The organism is Bradyrhizobium sp. 521_C7_N1_3, from assembly GCF_052075975.1.
Lineage (GTDB): Bacteria > Pseudomonadota > Alphaproteobacteria > Rhizobiales > Xanthobacteraceae > Bradyrhizobium > Bradyrhizobium japonicum.
This window is the reverse complement of sequence record NZ_CP197232.1, coordinates 100,644-114,247: the sequence shown is the minus strand read 5'-3', so window position 1 is coordinate 114,247 and position 13,604 is coordinate 100,644. Positions and strand designations below refer to the sequence as shown.

General features: G+C 66.8%; 10 protein-coding genes. 7 read left to right on the top strand and 3 right to left on the bottom strand.

Annotated elements, in window-relative coordinates; translation table 11 throughout:
* The first annotated feature begins 24 nt into the window (after window positions 1-24).
* From AB7008_RS00465 to AB7008_RS00435, 7 genes are all read left to right on the top strand, one after another.
* Window positions 25-696 (top strand): phosphoribosylanthranilate isomerase, encoded by a 672-nt coding sequence (locus tag AB7008_RS00465; RefSeq protein WP_041957199.1) that lies wholly within the window; start codon window positions 25-27, stop codon window positions 694-696.
* On the top strand, window positions 693-1,910 hold the full coding sequence (trpB, locus tag AB7008_RS00460; protein ID WP_041957197.1) for a tryptophan synthase subunit beta: 1,218 nt from the start codon (window positions 693-695) through the stop codon (window positions 1,908-1,910). The genes AB7008_RS00465 and trpB overlap by 4 nt, the downstream gene beginning before the upstream one ends.
* Entirely contained in the window at window positions 1,907-2,743 is an 837-nt protein-coding gene (gene trpA / locus AB7008_RS00455; protein WP_441258251.1) for a tryptophan synthase subunit alpha, read from the top strand. Before trpB ends, trpA begins: the two co-directional genes overlap by 4 nt.
* A 112-nt stretch (window positions 2,744-2,855) precedes the next feature.
* Window positions 2,856-3,797, top strand: coding sequence for an acetyl-CoA carboxylase, carboxyltransferase subunit beta (gene accD / locus AB7008_RS00450; RefSeq protein WP_028155439.1), 942 nt, complete (start codon window positions 2,856-2,858; stop codon window positions 3,795-3,797).
* Window positions 3,794-5,137, top strand: a complete 1,344-nt coding sequence (locus tag AB7008_RS00445) for a bifunctional folylpolyglutamate synthase/dihydrofolate synthase (protein WP_441258250.1) — start codon at window positions 3,794-3,796, stop codon at window positions 5,135-5,137. The genes accD and AB7008_RS00445 overlap by 4 nt, the downstream gene beginning before the upstream one ends.
* Window positions 5,138-5,238: 101 nt before the next feature.
* Window positions 5,239-5,979: a metallophosphoesterase family protein gene (locus tag AB7008_RS00440; RefSeq protein ID WP_441261169.1), complete on the top strand. Its 741-nt coding sequence runs from the start codon at window positions 5,239-5,241 to the stop codon at window positions 5,977-5,979.
* A 79-nt stretch (window positions 5,980-6,058) separates the two neighbouring features.
* Window positions 6,059-6,487: an SRPBCC family protein gene (locus tag AB7008_RS00435; protein ID WP_441258249.1), complete on the top strand. Its 429-nt coding sequence runs from the start codon at window positions 6,059-6,061 to the stop codon at window positions 6,485-6,487.
* Window positions 6,488-6,560: 73 nt separating this feature from the next.
* Here AB7008_RS00435 and trxA read toward each other — a convergent pair whose 3' ends face one another.
* From trxA to addB, 3 genes are all read right to left on the bottom strand, one after another.
* Entirely contained in the window at window positions 6,561-6,881 is a 321-nt protein-coding gene (trxA, locus tag AB7008_RS00430) for a thioredoxin (RefSeq protein WP_008540017.1), read from the bottom strand.
* A gap of 67 nt (window positions 6,882-6,948) precedes the next feature.
* The gene (gene addA, locus AB7008_RS00425; RefSeq protein WP_441258248.1) at window positions 6,949-10,458 is read right to left on the bottom strand and encodes a double-strand break repair helicase AddA; all 3,510 of its coding nucleotides are present in this window, start codon (window positions 10,456-10,458) and stop codon (window positions 6,949-6,951) included.
* Window positions 10,452-13,598: a double-strand break repair protein AddB gene (addB, locus tag AB7008_RS00420; protein WP_441258247.1), complete on the bottom strand. Its 3,147-nt coding sequence runs from the start codon at window positions 13,596-13,598 to the stop codon at window positions 10,452-10,454. The genes addA and addB overlap by 7 nt, the downstream gene beginning before the upstream one ends.
* Between the last annotated feature and the right edge of the window lie 6 nt (window positions 13,599-13,604).

Here is a 13,604-nt window from a genome sequence, read left to right as displayed (position 1 = left end):
GCGGCCTTCACCTGCTTTGAGACCATGTCCCTGCTCGTCAAGATCTGCGGCCTGTCCACGCGCGAGACGCTCGAAACAGCGCTCGACGCCGGCGCCGACATGGTGGGGTTCGTGTTCTTCCCGCCGTCGCCGCGGCACGTCTCTCTGGAACTTGGCCGCGACCTCGGCCGCCAGGTGAAACGGCGCGCGCTCAAGGTCGCGCTCACGGTCGATGCCGACGACGCCACGCTCGACAACATCATGGACGCGCTGTCGCCGGATATCCTTCAGCTCCACGGCAAGGAGAGCGTCGCACGCCTGCGCGACATCAAGCAGCGGTTCGGCCGTCCGGTGATGAAGGCGGTGCCGGTCGCAACTACCGCCGATCTCGCCGTGCTGCCCGGCTACGCAGAGGTTGCCGATCGCATCCTGTTCGACGCCCGTGCGCCGAAGGACGCGACACGTCCGGGCGGCCTCGGCGCTGCCTTCGATTGGCATCTGCTCGAAAACCTGGAACTCAAGCTGCCGTATATGGTCTCGGGCGGACTTGATGCCCACAACGTCGCCGAGGCTGTTCGGGTCACGCGCGCCGGCGGCGTCGACGTCTCCTCCGGAGTCGAGAGCGCCTCCGGCGTCAAGGATCCCGAGATGATCAAGGCCTTCATTCGCGCCGCGCGCGCCACCCAAGATGCAAGTCAAGAGTTGAGCGTTCGATGAACATCGCCAAACCAAATTCCTACCGCAGCGGTCCCGACGAGCGCGGGCACTTCGGCATTTTCGGCGGCCGCTTCGTCGCCGAAACCCTGATGCCGCTGATCCTCGATCTGGAGAAGGCCTACACCGCGGCGAAAGCCGATCCAGCCTTCCAGGCCGAGATGAACGGCTATCTCAAGAACTATGTCGGCCGGCCTTCGCCGCTCTATTTCGCCGAGCGCCTCACCGAGTATCTCGGCGGCGCCAAGATTTACCTCAAGCGCGAAGAGCTCAACCACACCGGTTCGCACAAGGTGAACAACGTGCTCGGCCAGATCATGCTGGCACGGCGCATGGGCAAGAAGCGCATCATCGCCGAGACCGGCGCCGGCCAGCACGGCGTCGCCACCGCGACGCTGTGCGCGCGCTTCGGCCTCGAATGCGTGGTCTATATGGGCGCCGTCGACGTCGAGCGGCAGCAGCCCAACGTCATCCGCATGGAGATGCTGGGCGCGACGGTGGTCCCGGTGCAGTCGGGCACGCGCACGCTGAAGGACGCCATGAACGAGGCGCTGCGCGACTGGGTCACCAACGTGCACAACACGTTCTATTGCATCGGCACGGTGGCGGGCCCGCATCCCTATCCGACGCTGGTGCGCGACTTCCAGTCGATCATCGGCAACGAGACCAAGACGCAGATGCAGGAGGTCGAGGGCCGCCTGCCGGATTCGCTGGTCGCCTGCATCGGCGGCGGCTCGAACGCGATGGGCCTGTTCCATCCGTTCCTCGACGATCCCTCCGTCGAAATTTTTGGCGTCGAAGCCGCCGGCCATGGGCTCACGCAACTGCATGCGGCCTCGATCGCGGGCGGCCGTCCCGGCGTACTGCACGGCAACCGCACTTATCTCTTGATGGATGCGGACGGCCAGATCCAGGACGCGCATTCGATCTCCGCCGGCCTCGACTATCCCGGCATCGGCCCCGAGCATTCCTGGCTGCACGAGATCGGCCGCGTCAACTATCTCTCCGCGACCGATGACGAGGCGCTCGCAGCATTCCAGCTGCTGTCGCGGCTGGAAGGCATCATCCCCGCGCTCGAGCCCGCGCATGCCATCGCCAAGGTGATGGAGCTCGCGCCGAAGCGGCCGAGAGATCACCTGATGGTCGTCAATCTCTCCGGCCGCGGCGACAAGGACGTCCCGCAGGTCGGCGACATCCTGAGGGGCAAGAGCAAGTGACCACGCGTATCGACACCCGTTTCGCCGAGCTGAAGAAAGCGGGCCGCTCGGCCTTCGTCACCTATGTGATGGCCGGCGATCCCGATCTCGCGACGTCGCTCGATATCGTCAAGGCGCTGCCCAAGGCAGGCGCCGACGTCATCGAGCTCGGCATTCCCTTCACCGATCCGATGGCGGACGGTCCCTCGATTCAGGCTGCAGGTCTGCGCGCGCTCAAGGGTGGCATGACCTTGAAGAAGACGCTGGAACTGGTGCGCGACTTCCGCAAGGACGACAACGTCACGCCGCTGGTGCTGATGGGCTATTACAATCCGATCTACATTTACGGCGTCGACAAGTTTTTGGCCGATGCCAAGACGGCCGGCGTTGACGGCCTGATCATCGTCGATCTGCCGCCGGAGGAAGACGACGAGCTCTGCATTCCCGCGCTGAAGGCGGGCCTGAACTTCATTCGCCTCGCGACCCCGACCACCGACGACAAGCGCTTGCCCGCGGTGCTCGCGAACACATCAGGCTTTGTCTACTACGTCTCTATCGCCGGCATCACCGGTGCCGCGGCAGCGGACGCGAATGCCGTCGGTGAAGCTGTCGCGCGCATCAAGCGGCATACCAGGCTGCCGATCTGCGTTGGTTTTGGCATCCGCACGCCGGAGTCGGCGCGCGCCATTGCCGAGAAAGCCGATGGTTCGGTGGTCGGCACGGCACTGGTCGATGCACTCAAGAACAGCCTCGATGCCGAGGGGCGCGCCACCGCCAAAACCGTTAACGCCGTTGCCGAATTGACGGCGGCCCTGGCCCAGGGTGTCAAGGGCGCGAAAGCTGCGGCCGAATAGGCCATAATTCCGCTTCTGGGGCGGGCGAACACGGCGGCTTGCCGGGCAGAGGCCCGGCCGCCATATATCCTTCAGGCGGCCCTTCCGCGGGGCTCGCACATCGGAGCAAACCATGAACTGGCTTACCAATGTGGTCCGGCCGAAGATCCGCAACATGCTGCGGCGGGAGACGCCGGAGAATCTGTGGATCAAGTGCCCGGATTCCGGACAGCTCGTGTTCTACAAGGACGTCGAGGCCAACCAGTTCGTCATCCCCGGCTCGAACTACCACATGCGCATGGGCGCGGTGGCGCGTCTGAAGTCGATCTTCGATAACGAGACCTGGTACGACGTCGCGCTGCCCGACGTCACGCCCGATCCGCTCAAGTTCCGTGACGAGAAAAAGTACGTCGACCGCATCAAGGATGCGCGTGCGCGAACTAACCTCAACGACGCGATCAAGGTCGGCTACGGCAAGCTCGAAGGTGCCGCCGCCGTCGTTGCCGTGCAGGATTTCGATTTCATGGGCGGCTCGCTAGGCATGGCCGCGGGCGAGGCCATCGTGCGCGGGCTGGAGCTCGCGGTCGAGAAGAAGTCGCCGTTCATCGTGTTCGCCGCATCGGGCGGCGCGCGCATGCAGGAAGGCATCCTGTCGCTGATGCAGATGCCGCGCACCACGGTCGCGGTGCAGATGCTGCGTGAAGCAAAACAGCCCTACATCGTGGTGCTGACCAACCCGACCACCGGCGGCGTCACCGCGTCCTATGCGATGCTGGGTGACGTGCAGATCGCCGAGCCCGGCGCGCTGATCGGCTTCGCCGGCGCGCGCGTGATCGAGCAGACCATCCGCGAGAAATTGCCGGAAGGCTTCCAGCGCGCCGAATATCTGAAGGATCACGGCATGGTCGACATGGTCGTGCATCGTCACGAGCTGCGCCCGACCCTGGCGCGGCTCTGCCGCCTGCTGACCAAGGCGCCGGCGCAGGAAGGCGCATCGAAATCGGTGCAGCCGGTGGTCAGTCCGGCGCAGATCGTCTCGGCCGCCGAGACGGCGCCGGCCGCGCCGCACGCGTGAACGCGTCCTCTGATAGCGCAAAGCCGCCGCTCGGTGAATTGATCGGGCGGCTGTCGGCCCTGCATCAGAAGCGCATCGACCTCGGGCTTGAGCGGATGCACCGCCTGCTCGAGCGGCTCGGCCATCCCGAACGCAAGCTGCCGCCGGTGATCCACATCGCCGGCACCAACGGCAAGGGCTCGACGCTCGCTTATCTGCGCGCGACGCTGGAGGCCGCCGGCCTGCGGGTCCATGCCTACACCTCGCCCTATCTCGTCCGCATCAACGAATGCTTCCGGCTTGGCCGCGTCGGCGGCGGGGTGCTCGTCGGCGACGACGAACTGCGCGCGGCGCTGGAAGAGGTCGAGCGGGTCAATGCCGGCGAAGCCGCGACCGTGTTCGAGCTGAAGACCGCGGCTGCCTTTCATCTGTTCGCGCAGAACCCGGCCGATGTCGTGCTGCTCGAAGTCGGCCTCGGCGGCCGGCTCGATTCGACCAATGTGATCGATACGCCGGCGGCGTGCGTGATCACACCTGTTAGCATGGACCACATGGATTTCCTCGGCGATACGCTGACCGCCATCGCCGGCGAGAAGGCGGCGATCATCAAGCGCGGCGTGCCCGTGGTTTGCGCCGAGCAGACGGGCGAGGCGATGGCCGTGATCGAGGCGCAGGCCAAGCGCATGCGCGCGCCGTTGTTTGCGGCGGGCGAAAGCTGGCACGTCAATGTCGAGCACGGGCGTCTGGTCTATTCCGATGACCGCGGTCTGATGGATCTCACGGCACCGCGGCTGTTCGGCCGCCACCAGTTCGACAATGCGGGGCTCGCGATCGCAACGCTGCGCGCGGTTCCGGCTTTCAAGGTCAACCAGGCGGCCTTCGAGGCGGGCATCGTCGGCGCCGAATGGCCGGCGCGGATGCAGCGCATCACCTCGGGCGAGCTGCTCGCGCTCGGACCGCAGGGCTCGGAGATCTGGCTCGACGGCGGCCACAATGCCGAAGGCGGCCGCGTCGCGGCAGCCGCACTCGGCGATCTCGAGGAGCGGGTGTCGCGTCCGCTTGTCGTGATCGCGGGCATGATGGCCAACAAGGACGCGCAAGGTTTTCTCGCCAATTTCGCCGGCCTGACCCGTCACATCATCGCGGTGCCGATCCCCGACACAGAGAATGCGATGCCGGTCGACCGCCTCGCGGATGCCGCGCGCAGCCTCGGCATGCGCGTCGAGACCTCGCCCGGCATTGAAGCCGCGCTGCGCGGCTTGGCGAAGCTCGCCTACGAGGTGCCGCCGCGCATCCTGATCACCGGCTCGCTTTATCTTGCCGGCCACGTGCTGGGCATCAACGGCACGCCTCCTGCATAGAGGGGCGTAGCCCGGATGGAGCGAAGCGCAATCCGGGATCGTGCCGCAAGCGAATAAGGCCCCGGATTACGCTTCGCTCCATCCGGGCTACAGGAATGCCAATGCGTTTCGCCGCGATTGCCGACGTCCACGGAAACCATCTCGCGCTGGAGGCGGTGCTCGCCGACATCCGCGCGCAGGACATCGCCGACATCGTCAATCTCGGCGACATGCTGAGCGGCCCGCTCGATGCGCGACGAACCATCGAGATCCTGATGCGGCTCGACGCCGTGCACGTGCTCGGCAATCACGACCGCTATCTGCTCGACCGCCCGCCGGAAAAGATGGGCTCGTGGGACCGTCCGGCGCACGCTCAACTCAATGCCGCGCAACTCGACTGGCTGCGCGCGCAGCCGATGACGCGGGTGTTTCGCGAGCAGGTCTTCCTCTGTCACGCGACGCCTGATGACGACGAGGTCTATTGGCTCGACGCCGTGCATCCCGACGGCACGGTGGCGCTCTCGCCGCTCGACCGCATCGAGCAGTTCGCGCAAGGCGTCACGCAGTCGATGATCCTCTGCGCCCACACCCATCTCGCCCGCGCGGTGCGGCTGCGCGACGGCCGGCTGATCGTCAATCCCGGCAGCGTCGGCAGTCCCGGCTATCGCGACAAGCATCCATTCCCGCATGTCGTCGAAGCCGGCACGCCGCACGCGCGCTACGCGATCCTCGAGCTTGTCGGGAGTGCATGGCAGGTGACGTTCCGGCACGTCGCATATGACCACGAGGCGATGGCCGCGCTCGCACGCCATAATGGCCAGCCGGAGCTGGCCAATGCATTGGCGACGGGGTGGATAGGATAGGGGCGCTTCGTCCCGGTCGCCTCGACTCCTCAATAAGCGCGCCTATTATGAGCAAACATATCAAAGAGGGCGGCGTGCGATGAACGACGACAGTGTCTGGCGGGGCGAATACGCGCTCGAGACATCGGCAGCCCCGGAGACGATCTGGAGCATTTTCCGCGACGTGCCCGGTTGGAAAACCTGGAACGCGGGTATCGAGCAGATCGACATTGACGGGCCATTCGCGGCCGGGACCTGGTTCACGATGAAGCCTCCCGGCGAGGAGGCGCTGCGCTCGCAGCTGATCGAGGTCCGCGAGAACGCGTGCTTCATCGACGAAACGCGAGTCGGCGACCTCGTCATCAAGGTCGCCCATCGCATCGAAGCCATTGGGCCAGGGCGCACGCGGATCGTTTACACCGTCGACGCGCGAGGGCCGCAAGCGTCCGAGATCGGTCCGGCTGTCGCGTCGGACTTTCCCGATGTTCTCGCCAGTCTCGCCAAACTCGCCGAAACGAGATCGGCCTGATTGCCGTCGAGCAAAACAAAACGGCCGGCGGTTTGCCGGCCGTTGCAGAATTCTCAGTGACACGCGAAGCGGATCAGACCGCCGACGTGATCCACTGCTGAAGCTTTGCCTTCGGCGCCGCGCCGACCTGGCGGGAGGCCATCTCGCCGCCCTTGAAGATCATCAGCGTCGGGATCGACATCACGCCGTATTTCGACGCGGTCTTCGGGCTCTCGTCGACGTTGAGCTTCACGATCTTGACCTTGTCGCCCATCGCGCCGGCGATCTCGTCGAGCGCAGGTGCGATCATGCGGCAGGGGCCGCACCATTCGGCCCAGAAATCGACGACCACGGGGCCGTTCGCCTTGAGCACTTCGGCTTCGAAATCGGCGTCGGAAACCTTGCTAACGGCCATTGGAATACCTCACTGGGTTGAAAGAATCGGCGCGGATGGGAATCGCGCTTGGGATCATGGCGTCAACCTATGAACGCCCCCTTGCCGGGTCAAGGATGCTCACGCCGACATGAAGGGATGCCAGCGCCGCGTCCAGCGCGGGGGCTGAAATCTCCATATATTCAAGGGCCTCGGTCCAGAGCAGGACGGCCCTGATCGGCTTTTGGGGATAAAGCCGCGCCAGCACCGCCCGGTACAGCGCAAGCTGCCGGACATAGGCGGCGGGCGCCTCCGCTGCGCTTTTGGGCGCCGTTTGGTTGGTCTTGAAATCGACGATCAGAACCTCGTCCGGACGAACGACCAGCCGGTCAATCTGCCCCGACACCAGCGCTGGCGGCCGCCCCGGCCGGTCCAATCGGCCGACGATCGAGACCTCGGCACGGCTGCCGGCGGCAAACACCGGGGCAAAGCGCGGTTCGGCGATCAGGGCGAGAACCTTGCCGGCCAGCCCGGTCCGGTCAGCCTCCGTCCAGTCGGGCGCGTTGCGTGCCATGAAGCCAAGCGCGGCCTCGCGCCGGCGCTCGGGGGCGATGTCGGGGAGGGATTGCAGCAGCCGGTGCACCAGCGTGCCGCGCTGCAGCGCCAGCGCGCGCGACTGCACCGATTCGCCGGTTCGCACCGCGCGACCTTCCTCGGCCGACTGGCCGGAAGGGCGCACGGGATCATCATCGACGCTCCCGCGCGGTACCGGCGTCCGCAGCCAGTCCGGCAATGCGATCGATTGGTCCACCGCCATCGCAGGCGTGCCGAGCGCCGCGACATCCTCCGGACGGGCGAACCGGGTCACCTTGCCGAGCGGCGTCTCGATCGTCTGCTTGTCCAGGCCCGAGCCGGTGAGCCCGGTGTCGATCAAATCGTACCAGCTCAGCTTGCGCACCGTCTTCATGTTGCCGGGCATGCAGCCGCCGACGATCAGCCGATCGGCCGCGCGCGTCATCGCGACATAGAGCAGGCGGCGATACTCGTCCTCGGTCTCCTCGATCATGGCCTTGCGTGCGTCGGCGACGGGCTTGGGATCATCGGCCTTGCGCCCGGCCCAGACCACGACTTCGCCGCCATTGCCGCGCGGCACGTGGATCAGCCGGACCCGCTGCGAATCCGCGGGCGATGATGTCGTGTCGACCATGAACACGACGGAGGCTTCGAGGCCCTTGGCGCCGTGCACGGTCATGACCCGCACCTCGTCGCGCGAGATCTCCATGTCGCGCTTCACCTCGGTGTCGGCCGAGCGCAGCCAGGCCATGAAACCCTGCAGGGAGGCCGGTGCCTTGCGTTCGTAATTCAGCGCCAGCTCCAGAAACTCGTCGAGCGCGTCGTTAGCCTCATGGCCGAGCCGGCGCAGGATGCGCGCGCGTCCGCCGTCGCCGCCGAGCAGCCAGGCGTAGAAGGCGAACGGAGTCTCGTCGCGCGACCGCGCCTCGCAGGCTTCAAGCCGCCGCAGTGCCGTGGCGAACGTCTCGCTTGTGGCGGCATGTTCGGCAAGCGCGCGGCGCAGCGAGCCCTTGCGGCCCCAGGCGAGCTGAAACAGGTCGTCGTCATCGAGCCCGAACAGAGGGCTCTTCAGCGCAACCGCGAGCGCGAGATCGTCCTGCGGCAGCAGCAGCGCGTCCGCAAGATTCATCAGGTCGATGATCGCGATGTGCTCGGTCAGCTTCAGCCGGTCGGCGCCGGCGACCGGAACGTTGGCGTGCTTCAGCGCCTGGATCACGGCGTCGAACGCATTGCCGCGCCGGCGCACCAGGATCAGCATGTCGCCATAGCGCAGGGGGCGGCGCTCGCCTTCATGCCCGGTCAGCGTGCCGCTCTCGACCAGTTGCTTGATCTCGGTCTGGATGCGGCGGGCGAGCTTCACCTCGGGGCTGGTGGCGGCGACGCCATCGAACGGCGCGCGCCAGCCCTCGATCTCCTGCCTGTCATCGACCTCGGCGAGATCCCACAGCTCGATCACGCTCGGGCCGGCATCGGCGAGCGCATTGTGCAGGGGATGGCCGATCTCGACCGAATGGATGCTCTTGTAGATCTGGGGCTCGCGGAAGACGTGGTCGACCGAGTGCAGGATCGCCGCGCCCGAACGGAACGAATAGGTGAAGGCGACCGGATCGAACTTGAGCCCGGCGGCGGTGAACTTGCGGTGCAGCTCGCGCCGGCGAGCGTCGAATTCTCGGGGCTGGGCGCCCTGAAAGGAGAAGATCGACTGCTTCTCGTCGCCGACAGCAAAGACGGTGCGGTTCAATCCCTCACGCGCGCCTTCGCCGGCCGTGAACTCCGAGATGATGTGCGCGACGATGTCCCATTGCCGCGGGCTTGTGTCCTGGGCCTCGTCGATCAATACATGATCGACGCCGCGATCGAGCTTGTAATGCACCCAGCCTGAAGAGACACGGTTCAGCATCGCCAGCGTCTTGTCGATCAGGTCGTCGTAGTCGAGCAGCCCGCGCTCCTGCTTCTCACGGCGGTAGTTTGCGGCGGCCGCGGTCGCGATGTGCAGCAGGGCCGCGGTGCGGTCGCGCATGGTCACCGCGCGGCGCTTCTCGATCAATCCGCTGAGGCGCTGCACCTCGTTCTCGAACAGCCGTGCGACGGATGGGTTGTGATCGCCAAACTTCTTGGTCAGCACCGCCTTGCGCGGCAGCTTTTCGTCGGTAAGGAAGACACCGAGATAGGCGTCGACCTGCGCGGCACCGGAAAACACTTTTGCCTCGCGGAGCCGGCTGGCCTGGTCGTTGTCGGACTTGCTGCCGTCTTCCAGCGCGAAAGCGATGTCGTCCCAGCGCGACCGCGGCAGGAATGGGCCGTCGAGAATTTCCGTCTCGACGTCCTCGATCCGATCGCTCGCATCAACGCCCAGCACCGCCGCCATTTGCGCGGCGGCAGCCTCTGTGTTGCCGGCCTCGTCGGTCCAGGCCATGAAATGATCGCGGCTGAGACAGGCCTCGCGCACGACCTCTTTGAAGGTGACGTCGGCCGCACTCGCCATCGCGGTGAGCAGCGCGCCGCCGGTGACGGTCTCCGGATCGCGCGCGGCTTCGAGCAGCACCTTCAGATTGGCACGCTCCATCATGTCGGTCTGGTCGCGCTCGTCGATCACGGCGAAGCGCGCGGGAACATTGGCCTCGAACGGAAACTGCTGGAGGAGGCGGGTGCACAACGCATGGATGGTCTGCACCTTCAATCCGCCCGGCGTCTCCAGCGCGCAGGCGAACAGCTTTCGTGCTTCGCGGCGTAGTTTTCGATCGGGATGTGGGATGCCGACCGCCTTGATCGCCGCGTCGAGCGCGTTGTCGTCCAGCGTCACCCAATGGCCGAGCGTCGTGAACACGCGTTCGGCCATGTTGGCGGCGGCGGCCTTGGTGAAGGTGATGCAGAGGATCTTTTCCGGCGGCACGCCCGACAGCAGCAGGCGGATCACGCGCTGCACCAGCACATGGGTCTTGCCCGAGCCGGCATTGGCCGACACGAAGGCCGACGCTGTCGGATCGGACGCGCGCGCCTGCCGCGCGCGCACCTCGTCGGGAATGGGACGCGGCAGCTTCACCATTCCTCGATCCCCAAACCGCCGGCCGCGGACCATTCCTTGATCCGGGCGAGGTCGTCATAGGTGCCGTAGCGGTTGGTCCACATCGGCAGGTTCAGCGAGGTGTACGCCTGGTTCTCGTCCTCGAAGGCACGGATCAGCGCCTCGAGCTTGGCCCGCGCTTCGGCGGCAGCCGTGTCCGGCGGCTGCGGCTCGTCGCCTTGCCTGTACTTGAGCTCGAGGATGCGCTCTTCGCCCGGCGGATTGTTGCCGCTCAGGCGCACATAGACGAGCTGGCTGACGGACGAACCCGCGTCGATGTCAGGGAATCCGCCCTCGCGCAGGATAGCGGCTTCCAGCGTCAGCTGCGGCGACAGGCCCATGCGGACCTGCTTGCCGGTCGGCGGCTGCCCGGTCTTGTAGTCGAGGATGGCATAGCTGCCGCCCTGGCGCCGCTCGATGCGGTCGGCGCGGGCGGAGAGCTGGAAGCTGCGCTCGTGGTCGAGCCGGATCGAGATCTCGCCACGGGTCTCGGCCGTGATGACCTCGATCACGTCGCGACGCGCCGTCTCCCATTCGCCGAACCAGCGCGCGATGCGCTGGAAACGCGGCCACCACAATGCGCGCGCCTCGGGACGCTCCATCAGCGGTGCAAAATATTTCTCGCCGATCGCGCGCAGCACGCGCGCGGGATCGGCGGGCAGTCGCGTGGCGTAGCTTTCCGTGAACTCGCCGAGCGCATCGTGGATCGCCGAGCCGCGGTCGGCGGCCGACAGCGGCATGTCGACGGGGTCGAGCGCATCGAGCCGCAAAATGTGCTTTGCGTAGATCGTGTAGGGATCGCGCAGCCAGTCCTCGATCGCGGTGACCGACATCTTCAGCGGCCGCGTCGCGCGCGGCGGCCGCGGCTCGGGCTGCTTGACCGGGCTGACCTCGTCGGGCTGGTCCAGCGCGCCCGCAAACTGCACGTATTTTTCGCCCGCGCGGATGGCCGTCTTCCAGAGCTCGTCGCCCGCGACCGCCTCTAACCGATGCAGGAAGCGCGAGGCGACCGCCGGTGCGCCGCCGGCCTTCGCGGAATGAGTGAGGATCACCTCGTCGCCGCCGAGCAGTTGCGCGAAATCGTGTGCGGAGAGGCCGATACGGCGCTCCGGCAGATCGAGGCCAAGCTCGTGCCGCATCGGCCGGCTGAGCCAGGGATCGATGCGCGGCGCCGGCGGCCAGACGCCCTCGATCAGGCCGCCGATGATGATCCGGTCGGCCTGCATCAGGCGCGATTCCAGCGGGCCGTAGATCTGCAGCCGCGCGCCGGGTCTGTCCCGCCGCCGCACGGCCCGGTCGCTGAACGCGGTCTGGAAAACGTCGGCATAGTCGGGCAGCGTCACCATCAATCCGCTGGTGGTGCCGCCGCGCAGGAGGTCGTCGAAGGCGGCTGCGAGCGCCAGGCCCTCGCGCTCCTCGAAGGCGAGCGGGACGCCCTGCTCGTCGCGCGACAGCTCGATCATGATCTCGCGGTGCCGGTGCGCGAGCTCGGCGAAGTCGTACGGTTTCGATGACGCGAGACTCTCGATCGGCTCCAACGCTTGTCGCAGGGCATCGATCAGCGCCTGGATGCAATCGAGGTCCTCCGCCTTCAGACGCGCGCGCGGTTCCGCGTGGTGGAGCGCAGAGACCTCCTTGCGCCACAGCTTTGCCAGCTCCTCGCGGAAGCGATTGAATTCGCGCAGCAGGCCCGCGGTGCCCGCAGGCGGCCGCGCGCCGCGCAGGACTGCAAGCTCGAGGCCCTCGATCGCCGCCTTCCATGCGCCAGGCAGCCGGCCAAGCCGGCACAGCGGATGCTTCAGCATCGCCAGCAGCGTCGGCGGCTCCAATCCCTTGGTCGCCGCTTCCGATGCCAGACGCGCAAAAACGCCGGCGGACGTTTCCATCAGCACGTCGCCGCCGGAATCGTCGAAGGCGAGATCCCATCGCGTCAGTGCGGCCATCACCCGCCGCGCCAGCCCGCGGTCGGGCGTCACCAGCGCCGCCGATTTGTCGAGATGGCGCGCCTCGCGCATCGCAATGGCGATCGCGAGCGCTTCCATTTCAGGGTTGGGCGCTTCGACGACCGCGAGATTCGTCATGCCGCCCGCGATCTTCACGGCGACATCAGGCTGCTTCAGCCGGTCGTGCCAGACTTCCGTCCTGGCTGACGGCCGCATCGATTCCGATGCGAGCAGATCGCGGCCGCCTTCTGCCGGCGGCTGGAGGATGTCGACGTCGCTGCGCTTGATGCCGAAGCGATCCAGCAGCGCGTGCATGGCATATTGCGGATGGTTCGACGCCGGATGCTCAACGAATTTACCGAGCGAGTCGCGTACGCCGCCGATGGTGCGCCAGGCGTCCTCGTCCAGATCGGTGTCGAGGCCCGGCAGCACGACGGCGCCATGCGGTAGCGACGCGACCGCATGCAGGAATTTTGCGGTGGCCGGCATCGAGCCGGTGGAGCCGGCGGCGATCACCGGACCATGGGGATGTGCGGTCAACCGCCTGGCTTCCGCAGCGATGAGGAGATCGCGCCGTGCCGCAGGCTCGATCCGGTTGATCTCTGCGAGATGACCGGGCCAGGCAATGCGCGCGATGCGCAGGAATTCGAGCGAGTGCTGCCAGTAGCGGTCGAGCATGTCAGGCACCAGGCCGTCGAGCGCGCTCCAGTCGACGCCGCGCGTCACCATGTCGTCGATCAAGCGCGCGAGGTCGCCGGCCAGCGCGAGTGTCGAGGCGGGGCCGCCGACCACCAGCGGGGACAGCACCGGGCCCTTGGCCCAGGCCGCGACGAGCTGCGCCAGCGTCAGCCGCCGTTCCAGCTCGCCAAGCCGCGGCGGAATGTCGAGCGGCGCTGCGCCGGAGAACTGCTCGCCCTCGTCGGCGAAAGCGAGTTCGTCCTCGTCGATGTCGCCGAGCGCGACGATGCGCGGCAGGACCACCGCATCGGCCGCCATCTCGTCGAGAAAGATCTCGCGCACGACGCGCATGGCGCGCCTTGTCGGCAGGTACAGCGTGGCATCCGCAAGCCGCGCCGGTTCCTTGCGCGCCTCGAATCCGTCGACCAGCCGGCCGTCGAGCAGGCTCGAGACGACCGTGCGCAGGAACGGAACTGAGATGGGAACGCTGAAAACGCGCATGGGCTG

Bases quoted from the DNA above. Each gene is read 5' to 3' on its own strand.
- AB7008_RS00465 (WP_041957199.1), top strand. From the start codon at position 25: ATGTCCCTGCTCGTCAAGATCTGCGGCCTGTCCACGCGCGAGACGCTC.
- trpB (WP_041957197.1), top strand. From the start codon at position 693: ATGAACATCGCCAAACCAAATTCCTACCGCAGCGGTCCCGACGAGCGC.
- accD (WP_028155439.1), top strand. From the start codon at position 2,856: ATGAACTGGCTTACCAATGTGGTCCGGCCGAAGATCCGCAACATGCTG.
- AB7008_RS00440 (WP_441261169.1), top strand. From the start codon at position 5,239: ATGCGTTTCGCCGCGATTGCCGACGTCCACGGAAACCATCTCGCGCTG.
- AB7008_RS00435 (WP_441258249.1), top strand. From the start codon at position 6,059: ATGAACGACGACAGTGTCTGGCGGGGCGAATACGCGCTCGAGACATCG.
- trxA (WP_008540017.1), bottom strand. From the start codon at position 6,881: ATGGCCGTTAGCAAGGTTTCCGACGCCGATTTCGAAGCCGAAGTGCTC.
- addA (WP_441258248.1), bottom strand. From the start codon at position 10,458: ATGGTGAAGCTGCCGCGTCCCATTCCCGACGAGGTGCGCGCGCGGCAG.
- addB (WP_441258247.1), bottom strand. From the start codon at position 13,598: ATGCGCGTTTTCAGCGTTCCCATCTCAGTTCCGTTCCTGCGCACGGTC.